General features: G+C 56.4%; 14 protein-coding genes. 4 read left to right on the top strand and 10 right to left on the bottom strand.

Going from position 1 to position 15649, the window contains the following annotated elements; genetic code table 11:
• Positions 1 to 22: 22 nt before the first annotated feature.
• On the bottom strand, positions 23 to 601 hold the full coding sequence (gene lpcA, locus WFP70_RS24130; RefSeq protein WP_034825351.1) for a D-sedoheptulose 7-phosphate isomerase: 579 nt from the start codon (positions 599 to 601) through the stop codon (positions 23 to 25).
• A 243-nt stretch (positions 602 to 844) separates the two neighbouring features.
• Between lpcA and fadE the strand changes: the two genes are divergently transcribed.
• Positions 845 to 3289 carry an acyl-CoA dehydrogenase FadE gene (fadE, locus tag WFP70_RS24135; protein ID WP_337024641.1) on the top strand — a complete coding sequence of 815 codons (2445 nt, stop codon included), beginning with the start codon at positions 845 to 847 and terminating at the stop codon, positions 3287 to 3289.
• Between the two features lie 124 nt (positions 3290 to 3413).
• Here the strand turns inward: fadE and mtnK are convergent, their stop codons facing one another.
• Positions 3414 to 4613: an S-methyl-5-thioribose kinase gene (mtnK, locus tag WFP70_RS24140; protein WP_058961550.1), complete on the bottom strand. Its 1200-nt coding sequence runs from the start codon at positions 4611 to 4613 to the stop codon at positions 3414 to 3416.
• 105 nt (positions 4614 to 4718) lie between these two features.
• On the opposite strand from mtnK, the gene mtnA reads away from it, so the two are divergent.
• Positions 4719 to 5738, top strand: a complete 1020-nt coding sequence (mtnA, locus tag WFP70_RS24145; RefSeq protein WP_337024642.1) for an S-methyl-5-thioribose-1-phosphate isomerase — start codon at positions 4719 to 4721, stop codon at positions 5736 to 5738.
• 168 nt (positions 5739 to 5906) lie between these two features.
• Here the strand turns inward: mtnA and WFP70_RS24150 are convergent, their stop codons facing one another.
• From WFP70_RS24150 to WFP70_RS24160, 3 genes are read right to left on the bottom strand one after another with little or no spacing between them, the layout of a single operon-like run.
• Positions 5907 to 6449, bottom strand: a complete 543-nt coding sequence (locus WFP70_RS24150) for a 1,2-dihydroxy-3-keto-5-methylthiopentene dioxygenase (RefSeq protein WP_337024643.1) — start codon at positions 6447 to 6449, stop codon at positions 5907 to 5909.
• Between the two features lies 1 nt (position 6450).
• On the bottom strand, positions 6451 to 7134 hold the full coding sequence (gene mtnC, locus WFP70_RS24155; RefSeq protein ID WP_058961552.1) for an acireductone synthase: 684 nt from the start codon (positions 7132 to 7134) through the stop codon (positions 6451 to 6453).
• Positions 7131 to 7745 (bottom strand): methylthioribulose 1-phosphate dehydratase, encoded by a 615-nt coding sequence (locus tag WFP70_RS24160; protein ID WP_337024644.1) that lies wholly within the window; start codon positions 7743 to 7745, stop codon positions 7131 to 7133. The genes mtnC and WFP70_RS24160 overlap by 4 nt, the downstream gene beginning before the upstream one ends.
• A gap of 130 nt (positions 7746 to 7875) precedes the next feature.
• Here WFP70_RS24160 and WFP70_RS24165 point away from each other — a divergent pair, with 130 nt between their 5' ends.
• Both WFP70_RS24165 and WFP70_RS24170 read left to right on the top strand, forming a co-directional pair.
• A complete protein-coding gene (locus WFP70_RS24165; protein WP_337024645.1) occupies positions 7876 to 9036 on the top strand; it encodes a pyridoxal phosphate-dependent aminotransferase in 1161 nt (386 codons plus the stop codon).
• Positions 9024 to 9797: an amidohydrolase gene (locus WFP70_RS24170; RefSeq protein WP_097117560.1), complete on the top strand. Its 774-nt coding sequence runs from the start codon at positions 9024 to 9026 to the stop codon at positions 9795 to 9797. Before WFP70_RS24165 ends, WFP70_RS24170 begins: the two co-directional genes overlap by 13 nt.
• A gap of 41 nt (positions 9798 to 9838) precedes the next feature.
• Here the strand turns inward: WFP70_RS24170 and katG are convergent, their stop codons facing one another.
• The 5 genes from katG to WFP70_RS24195 form a co-directional block, all read right to left on the bottom strand.
• A complete protein-coding gene (gene katG / locus WFP70_RS24175; protein WP_337024646.1) occupies positions 9839 to 12037 on the bottom strand; it encodes a catalase/peroxidase HPI in 2199 nt (732 codons plus the stop codon).
• Between the two features lie 263 nt (positions 12038 to 12300).
• Positions 12301 to 12636, bottom strand: coding sequence for a hydroxyisourate hydrolase (uraH, locus tag WFP70_RS24180; protein ID WP_337024647.1), 336 nt, complete (start codon positions 12634 to 12636; stop codon positions 12301 to 12303).
• Positions 12633 to 13127, bottom strand: a complete 495-nt coding sequence (uraD, locus tag WFP70_RS24185; protein WP_313376437.1) for a 2-oxo-4-hydroxy-4-carboxy-5-ureidoimidazoline decarboxylase — start codon at positions 13125 to 13127, stop codon at positions 12633 to 12635. The genes uraH and uraD overlap by 4 nt, the downstream gene beginning before the upstream one ends.
• A gap of 11 nt (positions 13128 to 13138) precedes the next feature.
• The gene (hpxK, locus tag WFP70_RS24190) at positions 13139 to 14398 is read right to left on the bottom strand and encodes an allantoate amidohydrolase (protein WP_337024648.1); all 1260 of its coding nucleotides are present in this window, start codon (positions 14396 to 14398) and stop codon (positions 13139 to 13141) included.
• Positions 14395 to 15630 carry a pyridoxal-phosphate-dependent aminotransferase family protein gene (locus WFP70_RS24195; protein WP_337024649.1) on the bottom strand — a complete coding sequence of 412 codons (1236 nt, stop codon included), beginning with the start codon at positions 15628 to 15630 and terminating at the stop codon, positions 14395 to 14397. The genes hpxK and WFP70_RS24195 overlap by 4 nt, the downstream gene beginning before the upstream one ends.
• Positions 15631 to 15649 lie beyond the last annotated feature (19 nt).

A 15649-nucleotide genomic window follows, 5' to 3' on the forward strand; every position in this document is an offset into this window, starting at 1 on the left:
CGTGAGCAGGAGTGACGCGTCATTACTTAACCATCTCTTTTTCGATCAGCAGCATCAGGATATGAATCACTTTAATGTGAATCTCCTGAATGCGGTCAGCGTAGCCAAAATGTGGTACGCGAATTTCGATGTCCGCTGTGCCTGCCATTTTGCCGCCATCTTTACCGGTCAAGGTAATCACTTTCATCCCTTTGGCGCGTGCCGCTTCGACCGCTTTGATGATGTTCGCCGAGTTACCTGAAGTGGACAGGCCCAGCAGCACATCGCCTTCACGGCCTACGGCTTCGATATAGCGCGAGAACACATGGTCATAGCCAAAATCGTTGCTGACGCAGGAAAGGTGGCTCACATCAGAGATGGCAATCGCCGGGTAGCCAGGACGATTTTCACGGTAGCGCCCTGTCAGCTCTTCAGCAAAGTGCATCGCATCACAGTGAGAACCACCGTTGCCACAGGAGAGCACTTTGCCCCCTGCTTTGAAGCTGTCTGCCAGCAAGACTGCCGCGCGCTGAATCGCGTGAATGTTCGCTTCGTCACTCAGGAATTTATTAAGCGTATCGGCTGCTTCATTAAGTTCTGAGCGAATAATGTCCTGATACATAGGGATGTCCTTTAGAGGAAAGATTTACTCTGCAAGTTTAACGGAATGGGACAAAGCCGCAAAGCACCTGCATCGGGGAAAAAGGCCCAGGCTTTGCCATTCCTGCTCTGTTGGTGTCCAGAGAGTGCGATTTTGTGAGTTCTGTTGTAATTGCGATGTAAACAGATTGCTAAAAAGCGGTCACTGCTCTAAACCTTACCTTATAACAGGTCAGACCTCTTACAACTTACGGAGCGGTTCATTATGTTGCTTGTCTCGATTGTCGCGACGCTGATTGTCATTAGCGCCCTCTTTTACCATCAAGTTACGCTGCGGCTCAGCAGCGTAATCCTGTTGCTATGGACCGCCGGGCTGGCTGCTGCAGGCCTGTGGACGCCGTGGCTGCTGCTGCCACTGGCGATTATCCTGCTGCCCTTCAATCTGCCAGCCATGCGTCGCAGTATGTTCTCCAAACCTGCGCTGCACAGCTTCCAGAAGGTGATGCCGCCGATGTCGCGTACGGAAAAGGAAGCGATTGATGCCGGTACGACCTGGTGGGAAGGCGATCTGTTTCGTGGCAAGCCAGACTGGCAGAAACTGCACAACTATCCGCAGCCACGCCTGACGGAAGAGGAACAAGCCTTCCTTGAGGGGCCGGTCGAAGAAGCCTGTCGTATGGCGAATGATTTCCAGATCACTCACGAACTGGCCGATCTTCCGCCGGAACTGTGGGCGTATCTCAAGCAGCATCGCTTCTTCGCCATGATCATTAAGAAAGAGTATGGCGGCCTCGAATTCTCCGCCTATGCTCAGGCGCGCGTCTTGCAAAAACTGGCGGGCGTTTCCGGTATCCTGGCGATCACCGTGGGTGTACCTAACTCACTCGGCCCAGGCGAACTGTTGCAGCATTACGGCACCGATGAGCAGAAAGATCACTATTTACCACGTCTGGCACGCGGCGATGAAATTCCGTGCTTCGCGCTGACCAGCCCGGAAGCGGGTTCGGATGCGGGTGCCATTCCGGATACTGGCGTGGTGTGCATGGGCGAATGGCAAAGCCAGCAAGTGCTGGGCATGCGCCTGACATGGAATAAGCGTTACATTACGCTGGCACCGATTGCTACCGTGCTTGGCCTGGCCTTTAAACTCTCCGATCCCGATCATCTGCTGGGTGAGACTGAAGAGCTGGGCATTACCTGCGCCCTGATCCCGACGCAAACGCCGGGCGTAGAGATTGGCCATCGCCACTTCCCGCTTAACGTGCCGTTCCAGAACGGTCCAACACGCGGTAAAGATATTTTCGTGCCGATCGATTTCATCATCGGTGGCCCGTCGATGGCCGGTCAGGGCTGGCGTATGCTGGTTGAATGTCTGTCAGTCGGTCGCGGCATCACCTTGCCTTCCAACTCGACCGGTAGTCTGAAAAGCATTGCGCTGGCAACCGGTGCTTATGCGCATATCCGTCGTCAGTTCAAAGTCTCTATCGGTAAAATGGAAGGCATCGAGGAACCGCTGGCACGCATTGCCGGTAACGCCTACGTGATGGATGCGGCGGCTACGCTTATCACTAGCGGCATTATGCTGGGTGAAAAACCGGCGGTGCTGTCGGCGATTGTGAAATATCACTGCACCCACCGCGGCCAGCGCGCCATTATCGATGCGATGGATATCGCCGGCGGTAAAGGCATTATGCTGGGCGACAACAACTTCCTGGCGCGAGCTTATCAGGGCGCACCGATTGCGATTACCGTGGAAGGCGCCAATATCCTGACGCGCAGCATGATCATCTTTGGCCAGGGCGCGATTCGCTGCCATCCATGGGTGCTGGAAGAGATGAACGCTGCGGCGAAAAACGATCTGGTGGCCTTTGACCGTGCCTTGTTCAGCCATATTGGCCATGTCGGTAGCAACAAAGTGCGCAGCCTGTGGCTCGGTTTAACCGGAGGCCGCACCAGCGCGTCGCCAACCCGCGACGTGACCCGCCGCTACTATCAGCAGCTCAACCGCCTGAGCGCCAACCTGGCACTGCTGTCAGATGTGTCGATGGCAGTGTTAGGCGGCAGCCTGAAACGTCGTGAACGTATCTCAGCACGTCTGGGGGATGTGCTGAGCCAGATGTATCTCGCCTCTGCCACCCTGAAACGCTTTGACGACGAAGGCCGCAATGAAGCCGATCTGCCGCTGGTGCACTGGGGCGTGCAGGATGCGCTGCATCAGGCTGAAGTGGCGATGGATGACCTGCTGCGTAACTTCCCTAGTCGCCTGGTGGCAGGCGCGCTGCGCATGGTGATTTTCGCCGGTGGCAAACACTGCCCGGCACCGTCTGACAAACTGGACCACAAGCTGGCGAAGCTGTTGCAACTGCCGTCAGCCACCCGTACGCGGCTGGGCCGTGGCATGTACCTGACGCCAAGCGAACACAATCCAGCAGGCCAACTGGAGCAGGCGCTGCAGGATGTGATGGCAGCGGAAGTGATTCATGAACGTCTTTGCCAGCAGCAGAAAAAACATCTGTCGTTTACCCGTCTGGATGCGCTGGCACAGCGTGCGTTGAAAGAGGGCTGGATTGATGAGAGCGAAGCCAAAGTACTGACGCGCGCTGAAGCCAGCCGTCTCAAAGCCATCAACGTCGATGAGTTTGTGCCGGAGGCACTGGCCTCACCGAAGCCGCAGGATAAAGGCGCCACGCGCGCCAGTGAAGCTGCATAAAACGAAAAAGCCTCCTGACGGAGGCTTTTTTAATGGGGCCTGGCATAACTTATCCCGCATACATACAGCGGTTTCGCTGCCAAAGCGGGCAGTGAATGGCGCACTTATAAGATTGAAGCCTGACTTACCCCGCCTGACGAATACGCGCAATTAACGCATCGACATCCGCAATATGATCTGCCGCGAGAATCAACGTACGGCCCAGCGTGATGCAGCTACGAATACATTCGGTACGCATGGTATCATCAGCAATCTGTTTAAAATCGGCAACGTGTGACATGCCCACGGTGCGACGAATCAGTTCCGTGCCGCAATAACCAATGGTGTCGCTCCATACTTTGCGCAGGAAGGCTTCCGCATAGCCCGGATACGCCAGCGCCACATCAGAAGTGTTGGCGTGTGCCAGTTCGAGGAAGCGGCTGGAGAACTGCGTCCAGACCTCATGCGCATCGCTCAGACGACGCTCGCGCCCTTCTGCCGCTTCACGCGGGGCCAGCAGGCCCGGCAGGCAGCAGTAGTTAATCAGCAGATTGCCAATCGCGCTGCCGACATCAAAGCCAATCGGACCGAAATAGCCAAACTCCGCATCGATCACCTTCAAGCTACCATCGGCCACGAAGATTGAGCCGCTGTGCACATCGCCGTGCAGTAGCGCTTCGGCATCCGCAAAGAAGCGGTGCTTCAGCCCGGCCACCGCGATTTTCAGCGCATCGTCAGTGCGCAGGCTGACCACCAGCGGCTCCAGTGCCGCCGGGTATTTATTACGCTCATGATCGATAAAGGGATCATTGAAGAACAGGTCTTCGGTGATTTCGCACATTTCCGGGTTGATGAAACGCGCGACTTCGGCCTTTTTCTTGTGCGGATGCAGGAAAAAATCAGAAGTATGGAACAGCGTCTGCGCCAGATATTCGCCCAGCTGACGACCCGCTTCAGGGTAGTAAGCCCCTTGCACCAGCTCGCCGCGCCAGATGCGATGGCTGGAGAGATCTTCCATCACCATCACCGCCAGTTCGGCATCATAATGGGTGACGTTAACCGTGTGCTCTGGGCAATGTTTATAGTGCTCAACCAGCGTCTGCGCTTCGAGGCGCGCGCGATCCAACGTTAAAGGCCAGGACTCACCCACGCAACGCACATAAGGCAGTGCCTGTTTCACCACCACACGGCTCTGTCCCAGGTTATCGAAAATCTTGAACACCAGGTTGAGATTACCATCGCCGATCTCTTCTGCGCTGACCAGCGCTGACGGATCGTCCACACCGCCAAATTTTTTAGCATATTCCACCGCATCAGCAGCGGTGAAGGTACGGTATTGCGACATTGCCTGTTCCTCGACATTCGATAGTAATAAGCCGTTTGGACGTCTATACATCCGTCACGCATGTTGGCACAATAGCCGCTATTAACGCAACAGGGATTTCACACCATGCAAACACTTCGTACCACCAGTCTTGAGGTCCGCGATAATCAACTGTGGATCCTCGACCAGCAAGCGCTGCCACAACAACAAAACTGGCTGCCTGCGCACACTGTGACGCAGTTGGTTGATCATATCCATGCGCTCCGTGTGCGCGGCGCCCCGCTGATTGGCCTTTCAGCCAGCTTGCTGCTGGCGCTGTTGGGCGAGCAAGGTGTCACCCGCGCGGCATTGGCGGAAGCGCTGGAGGTGTTGCGTGCGTCACGCCCGACTGCCGTCAACCTGATGAACAATCTGGATCGTATGAAGATTGCGCTGGCGGAGACTGATTACGTCACCGCACTCAGTGTCGAAGCGTTGCGCCTGGTGGCAGAAGATAAGCAGCTGTGTGACAACATTGCCCGTGCCGGCAGCGCTCTGGTCAAGCCCGGCAGCCAGCTGCTGACGCACTGTAATACCGGCGGTCTCGCCACCGCTGGCGTGGGTACCGCACTGGGCGTGATTGCGCATGCCCATCAGCAAGGTTTAGTCAAAAGCGTCTGGGTGGACGAGACGCGGCCACTGCTGCAGGGCGGTCGTTTAACCGCGTGGGAGCTGGGCGAGCTGCACATTCCCTACCAGCTGATCACCGATTCGATGGCTGCAAGTTTAATGGCGCGCGGCGTGGTCGATGCGATTTGGGTCGGGGCAGACCGCATTGCCGCTAACGGCGACGTGGCGAACAAAATCGGCACCTACAGCCTGGCGGTACTGGCGCACTATCACGGCATTCCGTTCTATGTGGCGGCGCCGCACACCACGCTGGATCGTCAATGCCCGAACGGCGATGCTATCCCGATTGAGCAGCGCGCCGCCAGCGAAGTCACCGGCGTGTCAGGCAGTTTTGGTAGCGTGCAGTGGGCACCGGAGAATGCGGTGGTCTACAACCCGGCGTTTGATGTCACGCCAGCTGCACTGATTAGCGGTTGGGTGTTGGATACCGGCGTCGTGACGCCAGAGCAGGTTAAGGAAGGGATTTTTCAGCCTTAAGGGTGCACCAGATGGCGTATCCTGTGTTGACGGTGCGCCAGAAATGAAAAAGTCGCCATAAGTGGCGACCTTATGATGACGAGCCCTATGGTGTCAGAAGCACCCTGAAGTGTGCCCCTTCAATGGCTGATTCCATTTATGCGTATGCAGGTTTAAGCACACAGCACGTTATGCCAGACGAGGATAAGCATCCGCAATCTTGTCGCCGGTAAAGTTGGCGATCCAGCCTTCCTGGTTATCGAAAATACGAATCGCGGTAAAGTGCGGTTCAGAGCCCATATCAAACCAGTGTGCCGTGCCTTCAGGTACTGAAATCAGATCATTCTTCTCGCACAGAATCTGGTAAACCTCACTGCCAATATGCAGGCAAAACAGGCCAGACCCTTCGACGAAGAAACGCACTTCATCTTCGCTGTGCGTGTGTTCATTCAGGAACTTCTCGCGCAACGCCTGCTTGTTAGGATTGTCTGCACGCATGCTCAGCACATCCCAGCTCTGATAACCTTTCTCTGCCACCAGACGATCGATCGCGTGCTGATACGCTTTGATCACCGTTTCAGCGTCAGGGTCGCTACCCAGATCGCGATCCGCTTCCCAACGCTCAAAGCGGACGTTTTTGGCGTTCAGGCGCTCGCGAATCGCCTCGGCATCGGTACTGTGCCACAGTGGCTGGCTGGATTCGGTATCGCTAAAAATTGTCAGTGCACTCATGTTAAATCGACTCCGGATTAATCTGCGAAAAATCGTTTACCTGGTGATGGCGACTGGCGTTATCGGCCTCGCCACGAATTAACTGCAATGTGTGCCAGCCTGCTTGTGCCGCGGCATCCAGTTCCTGATGGATATCTGACAGGAACAGCAACGAAGAGGGTGCCAGGCCAATGTGTTCGGCGATGTTGTGATACGACTGGGTTTCACGCTTAGCGCCAACCGCTGTATCAAAATAGCCGCTAAACAGCGAGGTTAAATCACCTTCATCGCTGTAGCCAAATAACAGTTTCTGCGCAGGCACCGATCCCGAGGAATAAACATACAGGGCAATTCCTTGTTGCTGCCAGCGTTCAAAGGCGGGCAGCACATCGGGATAAAGGTGGCCGGTGAACTGACCTTCAACATAACCCGCACGCCAGATCATCCCTTGCAGCGCTTTCAACCCCGGCGATTTGCGATCTTCATCAATAAAACCGATCAGCGTGGCGATGAGGTCATCCAGCGATGCCTGGGGCGTCGCTGACTCTTCACGCACTGCGTTTAGCGCCGCAACCACCTTCTCATCCGTTTGGTTATCCCGCACGAAGGCTGCCAGATGCTGACGTGCATAAGGAAACAGGACATTGTGCACAAACTGGATATCACTGGTGGTGCCTTCAATATCAGTAACAATCGCGCGAATCATTGGGTCTCCAGCAGTCGACGTTGCAGTTCACATTCAAACAGGAATTCCAGCCCTTCAAGGTGGCGGCGCGCTTCGTTGACGTCTTTGCCCCAGCAGGTTAAGCCATGACCACGTAACAGGAAGCCGTACCGCAAAGGCGTGTCCGCCGCAAAAGCTTCAATGCGCTGCGCCAGTGCCTCAATATCTTGATCGTTATCAAACAGCGGAATCGCAACGGTATTGAGATGCGTGTCCTGACCCACGAGGGTTTTCTGCATCTCGTAGCCGCTCAGCAGCAACGCACTGCCCTTCTCTACACGCGACAGTACGGTGGAATTCACCGTATGGGTATGCAGTACAGCCCCGGCCTGTGGGAACAAGCGATAAATCAGGGTATGCAGCCCGGTTTCCGCCGACGGTTTACGTCCCGAAGGGACACTGTTTGTCGCGATCTCCACCTGAATAAAGTCATCACGCGTCAAACTGCCTTTATCTTTACCTGATGCGCTTAGCAGGCAATATTCGGCATCCTGGCGCACCGACATGTTTCCGCCCGTCGCGGGTGCCCAGCCTTTTGCGCCAATCCAGTGGCAGGCGGCCACTAAATGTTCCAGTGGGAGAAAATCCGTCATAGTGAAGGTGAGGCTCCGCAGTTGTTTTAGACGTCTAAGCGTCTCGATTGCCAAATATTAGCATCCTGTGTAGAGTGGCAGCAACACAGGGTTTCTCCGCATCGACATTCGCGCTTAAGGCCACTAAATAATGACGCAGCTCAACCTGACTCCCGAGAGCAAATTACCGGCGCTCGGCACCACGATTTTCACGCAAATGAGCGCCCTTGCCGCGCAGTTCAACGCCATCAATTTATCACAGGGTTTTCCGGATTTTGACGGCCCGCAATATTTACAGGATCGTCTGGCCTATCATGTGAGCCAGGGCGCAAACCAATATGCGCCGATGATCGGTGTGTTACCCCTGCGTGAAGCGATTGCCGATAAAACGGCTGAGCTTTACGGTCACACGCCCGATGTTAACAGTGATATCACTGTAACCGCCGGTGCGACCGAAGCACTGTATGCCGCGATTACAGCGCTGGTGCGCCCGGGCGATGAAGTGTTCTGCTTCGATCCCAGCTACGACAGTTACGCGCCTGCTGTGCAACTGGCCGGCGGCGTGCTGAAACGCATTGCATTGCAGCCACCGGGATTCCGCGTTGACTGGAGTGAATTCCGCAGTTTGCTGAGCGCGAAAACCCGTTTAGTCATTCTGAATACGCCGCACAACCCTTCTGCGACCGTGTGGCGAAAAAGCGATTATGCCGAGTTATGGCAGGCGATCGCTGAGCAGGAAATCTATGTGTTGAGCGATGAAGTCTACGAACACATCTGTTTTGATGCAGAGGGCCACGCCAGCGTGTTAGCGCATGCCGAGTTACGCCAGCGTGCCGTTGCCGTCTCTTCGTTTGGCAAAACCTTCCATATGACCGGATGGAAAGTGGGCTACTGTGTTGCACCAGCAGCGATCAGCGCCGAAATCCGTAAAGTACACCAGTATCTGACGTTTTCGGTTAATACCCCGGCGCAGCTGGCGATTGCCGATATGCTGCGTCAGGAGCCGGAACACTATCGTGACCTGCCGGCCTTCTATCGCGAACGCCGCGATTGTCTGGTTGATGCATTGTCGGGTAGCCGCTTCAAGGTGTTGCCGTGCGAAGGCACTTACTTTGTGCTGCTGGATTACAGCGCCATTTCCGATCTGGATGACGTCAGTTTCTGCCAATGGCTAACCAAAGAAGTCGGCGTGGCAGCCATTCCGCTGTCGGTATTCTGTGCCGATCCGTTCCCGCACAAGCTGATTCGCCTGTGCTTTGCCAAACAACCCGCGACACTTATCGCCGCTGCGGAGCGCTTATGTCAGCTTTAAAAATTACCGTTCTGCAGGAAACCCTGAGCTGGATGGACGGCGAAGCCAACCTGCATCACTTCGATGGCGTATTGAAAGGCATTGAAGGTCGCGATCTGATTCTGCTGCCCGAAATGTTCACCACGGGTTTTGCCATGGAAGCAGCAGAGAGTTCGCTGCCGCAGCAACAGGTCATTGAATGGCTGCACAGCCATGCGAAAACCAGCAATGCGCTGGTCGGTGGCAGCGCGGCCATCCAGACTGAAAAAGGGGCCGTAAACCGTTTTCTGCTGGTCGAACCGAATGGCACTGTGCATCAATACGACAAACGCCATCTGTTCCGCATGGCCAATGAACATCAGCATTACGTTGCGGGTGATACGCGAGAAGTGTTTACCTGGCGCGGCTGGCGCATTTTGCCGCAGATTTGCTACGACCTGCGTTTCCCGGTGTTCTCTCGCAATCACAATGATTACGATCTGGCGCTGTACGTTGCCAACTGGCCAGCACCACGTGCGCTGCACTGGCAGTCACTGCTGTTAGCGCGTGCGATTGAAAACCAGGCGTACATTGCCGGTTGCAACCGCGTCGGTAGCGATGGCAACAGCCATCAGTACAGCGGGGACAGTCGGATTATTTCGCCATTGGGCGAGATTCTGGCCGCAGGCGAGCCTTTTGCCCGCGCCCGTCTCGATGCGGAATTGTCGCTGGACGATCTGCAAGCCTATCGCGAACGCTTCCCGGCGTGGCGCGATGCCGATGGCTATACATTGAAGTCATAAAAAAACCCCGGTTTTCCGGGGTTTTATTTATCGCAAGTTGATTACAGATCGAAGCGATCCAGATTCATCACTTTGGTCCAGGCTGCCACGAAGTCATTGACGAACTTCTGTTTGGCATCGCTGCTGGCATAGACTTCAGCCAGTGCGCGCAGGATAGCATTGGAACCAAACACCAGATCGGCACGGGTGGCGCTGTATTTCACTTCACCGCTGGCACGATCGCGGCCTTCGAACAGCTCGGCGCTCTCATCGGTGGCGCGCCATGCGGTGCGCATATCCAGCAGGTTGACGAAGAAGTCATTGCTCAATACGCCAACACGATCGGTGAACACGCCATGCTGACCGCCGTCGAAGTTGGTGCCCAGCACACGCAAACCGCCCAGCAGCACGGTTAATTCCGGTGCGCTCAGCGTCAGCTGCTGTGCTTTATCCAGCAGCAGGGTTTCAGTCGATGAGCCACCCGCAATACGGCGATAGTTACGGAAACCATCGGCGAGCGGTTGCAGCACGTCAAATGACTCCACCTCAGTTTGGTCCTGACGCGCATCGACACGGCCTGGCGTAAAGGGCACTTGCACCGCCACGCCCGCCGCTGCAGCAGCCATTTCAATACCCACGCTGCCGGCCAGAACGATCACATCCGCCAGCGACGCTTTACCAGACTCCTGCTGAATTTTTTGCAGGGTTGGCAGCACATCGTGAATCACGCTGGCGTTCACCGCCCAACCGTTTTGCGGTGCCAGTGCCAGACGTGCACCGTTGGCCCCGCCACGTTTGTCACCGCCACGGAAAGTGGAAGCAGATGCCCAGGCAGCAGAGACCAGTTGGCTGGCGCTGAGACCGGAAGCAGCAATCTTCGCTTTCAGATCGGTGATCTCATCAGCGGTTGGCTGGTGGATGGCGGCTGGCAATGGATCCTGCCAAATCAGATCTTCTTTTGGTACTTCCGGGCCGATGTAACGCGCTTTTGGCCCCATATCGCGGTGGGTCAGTTTGAACCAGGCGCGGGCAAAGGCTTCATTGAACGCCTGTGGATCGTTGAGGAAACGGCGGGAGATCTTGCCGAACTCTTCGTCAAAACGCAGCGTCAGATCGGTCACCAGCATGGTGGGCTTGCGCTTTTTCTCGGGATCGAACGGGTCTGGAATGATCGCTTCCGCATCCACCGCTTCGAACTGGATCGCGCCTGCTGGGCTGTGTGTCTGTACCCATTCGTATTTGAACAGGTTCTCGAAGAAGTAGTTGCTCCACTGGGTAGGCGTCTGCGTCCACACCACTTCCAGACCGGAGGTAATCGCATCAGCACCGGCACCGCTGCCGTAGCTGCTGCTCCAGCCGAGGCCCTGCGCTTCAATTGGCGAGGCTTCTGGATCAACACCCACGTGGCTGGCGGCAGCCGCACCGTGGGTTTTACCCAATGTATGACCACCGGCAATCAGCGCGACGATCTCTTCATCGTTCATGCCCATATTGCCGAAGGTGGCGCGAATCGCTGGTGCCGCTGATTTCGGATCGCCGCTGGCTTCCGGGCCTTCCGGGTTGACGTAGATCAGGCCCATTTCGGTGGCACCCACCGGCGCATTGGCAAGACTTTCTGGGTGGCGATGCGCCAGCCATTCAGTTTCGTTACCCCAATCCACATCCAGATCCGGTTCCCACACGTCTTCACGTCCGGCACCAAAACCAAAGGTGCGGAAGCCGGCATTTTCCAGCGAGACGTTACCCGCCAGGATATATAGGTCGGCCCAGGAAATTTTCTGACCGTATTTCTGTTTTACCGGCCACAGCAGGCGACGTGCTTTATCGAGGCTAACGTTGTCTGGCCAGGAGTTAAGCGGCGCGAAACGCTGCTGCCCACGGCCGGAACCACCACGACCATCCACGGTGCGGTAAGTACCGGCACTGTGCCACGCCATGCGAATGAACAGCCCAATATAGCTGCCCCAGTCGGCTGGCCACCAGGATTGAGAGTCGGTCAGAATAGCGCGGATATCCGCTTTTAACGCCGGGTAATCCAGCTTGCTGAACTCGTCGCGGTAGTTGAAGTTTTCACTGAGGGGGTTGGAACGGTTGGAGTGCTGATTTAACAGGTCGACACGTAACATATTTGGCCACCAGTCGCGGTTGGTTGTTCCGCTCCCCGCGCCACGTGCCAGTACGCTTTTTTCTTCAGACGCCCCGTGATGAAAGGGGCACTTACCTGACGCTGCTGCATTATCGTTATTGTCGTGCGTGCTCATTTTTCGGCTCCGTTTGCTTCACATTGTCCGGTAAAGATAACCGTACCTTGTGAAAGAATATATTTGGATGAACCGAAGGTTTTGATAGTTACTGTCTTTCAAGCGCAGCGTGTGACATGGCGCACAGAAAGTAGGGTTTTATCGTCAGTTGCGCATAATTTCGTCACTAAAACAGGTGTCGTTTGCAGCCAGTTGTCCCTAAATGCGCACCCTGCAGCCACTGGAGTGTTGCAGGGTCGCCATTTAGGGTGGCCGTGACAAAATTAGCTGCCGCGATAGGTTGACCACGACCACGGTGAGATCAGAAACGGCAGATGATAATGGCTGCCCGCCGAACCAATCACAAAATCAATCTGTGCACTGACGTACAGCGCATCGCGTCCGTCAGCAGCGAAATAGTCACCGATCTCTGCGGTCAATCGATAATGGCCCGGTGCTAACGGCTCGGGCGTTAAATCTTTAATACGGCCATCGCTATCGGTTTCCCCCTCCGCCATCGGCAACCAGCCTTCCGGGCTGTTCTGCTCCAGGGATATGGCCACGCCGATGGCGGGTTTACCCAGCGCGGTATCCAGAATGTGAGTGGTAATGATGCTCATACAATGCTCTCCTTAAGCCGTAACAGGGTGATTTCACGCAGTTGCGTCAGCGCTTCCTGCTGCTCTGTCTCTGCATCATTGTTGAGCCTGCGCTGCAATTCCGCCAGCATCTCCTCGCCACTCCGCCCTTTGGCACGAATCAAAAACACCCGGTTGAAGCGCTGTTCATAGGATTGATTGCCCGCCAGCATGGCAAATTGCAGCGCGCCATCGGCCTGCTGCATCGCCGACTGCTCATTGCGTGACAATACTGCCTCTTTGCCCGCGCCCGCGGCTTTTTCACCAATACGGGGGTGAGCGCGTAATGCTTGTTCCAGTTCGGCACCTTGCCAGCGCTTTGCCAGTGTTTCGGCGGTCGTATAGAGCGCTTCCACATCCGCAAAAGGCCGTGCGGCCACCAGCGCCTGCTGCCAGTCAGGAATTGCCACGCAGTGGGCTATCGCTGTGTGTGCCTCATTGGGCGTGGCATCGTTAAACACCGCTAACTCCATGCAACGGCTCCTTAAGCCTGTGCCAGATCGTTGACCGCTTGCATATAAGCCTGCACGCCCAATGCCACATCGGCTACCTGCACGGACTCGGCTGGATGATGGCTAATACCGCGATAGTTGCGCACGAACAGCATACCCACTGGCCAGCGATCGGCGATCGCAATCGCGTCGTGCCCTGCGCCGCTTGGCAAAGAAACGCTGCGGCCCTGTACGGTTTCCACCGCGTGGCTCAGCGCCTGTTGCAAACGTGCATCACAGGCGGTTGCCGCAATACGGTAATACTCGCTAGCGGTAAAAGTCAGTCCACGCCGCAAGGCAATCGCTTCGGCTTGTGTCAGCAGCGCGGACAACAGGCGCTCCAGCGGCTCATCCTGCGGCCCACGCACATCCAGTGAGAACTGCACTTCACCGGGGATAACATTCACGGCGCCCGGCAAACAGCTCAGGGTGCCGACCGTGGCCACCAGTTGTGGATCTTGCTCGGCAGTGGTGTGCTCAACAAACACCATCCACTCGGCGGCGGCGGCCAGTGCGTCTTTACGATGGGTCATCGGCACCGTGCCAGCGTGGCCCGCTTCACCGATAAAGCTGCAATTCAAACGACGCGCACCGTTAATCGCGGTCACCACGCCAAGCGCCAAATCTTCCTGTTCCAGACACGGCCCTTGTTCAATGTGCAGTTCAAGGTAAGCCGCAATGTCGTTGACGTCGCGTGCTGCCTGCAAAATGTTGGCAGCGTCCAGACCGAGATCCTGCATCGCTTCCGCCACAGTTATACCGTTTCCATCCGGATGCGTGACCCAACTCTCGGGCCATGTGCCGGTAATCCCCCGGCTGCCCAACAGCGTGATGCCAAAGCGCGTGCCCTCTTCATCGCCGAACCCGACAATCTCAATCGCCAGCGGTAAGCGCAGCTGACGATCGTGCAGCCACTGTACGGTTTCAATAGCGCTCAGCACACCCAGCATGCCGTCATAGCGCCCGGCATTGCGCACCGTGTCCAGATGAGAGCCCAACAGCAGCGCCTGCGCGCCGGGTTCAGCAGACTCATAACGACCACAGATATTGCCTACAGCATCTTGCCAGGTGGTCATGCCGGCCGCCTGCATCCATTCTGCCACGCGGGCGTTGGCGCGGACCTGTTCAGGCGAGAGATAGACACGCGTCAGTCCATCCTCACTTTCACTGATTTCAGCCAGGGCATCGCAGCGTGCCATGACGCGGGCAGCGGCGGACTGCGCCTCGCTGGCGGTCATCAGGCTGTTGCTCATGCGTGGCTCCCGTAATGATCCCACGCCGCCTGCATGGCCGCGCCTTGTGTCGAACGGTAACCCACATGGTTCAATACCGCTTCCAGCGCGCTCAGGGTTTGCATCACGCAATCTTTGCGCGCGTTGTAGCCCATGGTGCCGATGCGCCACACTTTGCCGTGTAGCGGGCCAAACGAGGTGCCGATCTCAATACCAAAATCTTCCAGCACCAATTTGCGCACCTGGTCGCCATTCACGCCCTGCGGGATCACCACACCGAGCACGTTGTTCATTTTGTGTTTCAGGTCGCCAAAGGTTTCGAGGCCCATGCCCTGAATGCCTTTCAGCATCGCCTCGCCGTGCAACTTATGACGTGCAATGCCGTTATCCAGCCCTTCCTGCATCATCAAACGCGCGCACTCACGTGCACCAAACAGCGCGGTGGTGGCTTCGGTATGGTGGTTCAGACGTTCCGGCCCCCAGTAATCCATGATCATGCCGAGATCGAAATAGTTGGAGTAAATCATCTCCTCATCGCCATCCTGATGATCCGCAGTACGGATGCCCTCTTCCACACACTTACGTTTGCGGATCACCGCTTCCATCTGCGGGCTGAGGGTGATCGGAGAAGTACCCGACGGACCGCCAAGGCACTTCTGCATACCGGCAGAGACCGCATCCAGTCCCCAGGCATCGGTTTCCAGCACGTTACCGCCCAGTGAAGCGGTGGCATCGGTGTAGAACAGCACGCCATATTTCTGGCAGATGGCGCCGAGTTGTTCCAGCGGCTGCAGCATGGTGGTGGAAGTATCACCCTGCACCGTCAGCAGCAGGCGCGGCTGCACTTTTTTGATCGCCTCTTCAATTTGATCGGGGGTGAACACTTCGCCCCACGGCACTTCAATAGTGTGCACTTCGGCGCGGCAGCGACGGGCAATCTCACACAGCAGATGGCCAAATCGGCCAAACACCGGCACCAGCACTTTGTCGCCCGGACGGATAGCCGAGAGCAGAATCGCTTCGATACCGGCGCGCGAGGTACCGTCAATCAACATGGTCCAGCGGTTTTCGGTACGAAATACACCACGATACAGCGCCATCACTTCATTCATGTAGTGCGTCATCGCCGGATCGTACTGACCCAGCAGCTGGCTCGACATGGCGCGCAGGACACGCGGATCGGCGTTGATAGGACCAGGGCCCATCAGCAGGCGTTGTGGTGGATTAATTTGCGAAAACTGACTGATATCCATGTGCTATTCCTTTTGAAGA

The sequence above is a fragment of the Pantoea sp. USMM079 genome, assembly GCF_037153115.1.
Lineage (GTDB): Bacteria > Pseudomonadota > Gammaproteobacteria > Enterobacterales > Enterobacteriaceae > Pantoea > Pantoea communis.

Excerpts from the sequence above, each read along its gene's own strand:
- lpcA (WP_034825351.1), bottom strand. The coding sequence starts at position 601 with ATGTATCAGGACATTATTCGCTCAGAACTTAATGAAGCAGCCGATACG.
- fadE (WP_337024641.1), top strand. The coding sequence starts at position 845 with ATGTTGCTTGTCTCGATTGTCGCGACGCTGATTGTCATTAGCGCCCTC.
- mtnK (WP_058961550.1), bottom strand. The coding sequence starts at position 4,613 with ATGTCGCAATACCGTACCTTCACCGCTGCTGATGCGGTGGAATATGCT.
- mtnA (WP_337024642.1), top strand. The coding sequence starts at position 4,719 with ATGCAAACACTTCGTACCACCAGTCTTGAGGTCCGCGATAATCAACTG.
- WFP70_RS24150 (WP_337024643.1), bottom strand. The coding sequence starts at position 6,449 with ATGAGTGCACTGACAATTTTTAGCGATACCGAATCCAGCCAGCCACTG.
- mtnC (WP_058961552.1), bottom strand. The coding sequence starts at position 7,134 with ATGATTCGCGCGATTGTTACTGATATTGAAGGCACCACCAGTGATATC.
- WFP70_RS24160 (WP_337024644.1), bottom strand. The coding sequence starts at position 7,745 with ATGACGGATTTTCTCCCACTGGAACATTTAGTGGCCGCCTGCCACTGG.
- WFP70_RS24165 (WP_337024645.1), top strand. The coding sequence starts at position 7,876 with ATGACGCAGCTCAACCTGACTCCCGAGAGCAAATTACCGGCGCTCGGC.
- WFP70_RS24170 (WP_097117560.1), top strand. The coding sequence starts at position 9,024 with ATGTCAGCTTTAAAAATTACCGTTCTGCAGGAAACCCTGAGCTGGATG.
- katG (WP_337024646.1), bottom strand. The coding sequence starts at position 12,037 with ATGAGCACGCACGACAATAACGATAATGCAGCAGCGTCAGGTAAGTGC.
- uraH (WP_337024647.1), bottom strand. The coding sequence starts at position 12,636 with ATGAGCATCATTACCACTCACATTCTGGATACCGCGCTGGGTAAACCC.
- uraD (WP_313376437.1), bottom strand. The coding sequence starts at position 13,127 with ATGGAGTTAGCGGTGTTTAACGATGCCACGCCCAATGAGGCACACACA.
- hpxK (WP_337024648.1), bottom strand. The coding sequence starts at position 14,398 with ATGAGCAACAGCCTGATGACCGCCAGCGAGGCGCAGTCCGCCGCTGCC.
- WFP70_RS24195 (WP_337024649.1), bottom strand. The coding sequence starts at position 15,630 with ATGGATATCAGTCAGTTTTCGCAAATTAATCCACCACAACGCCTGCTG.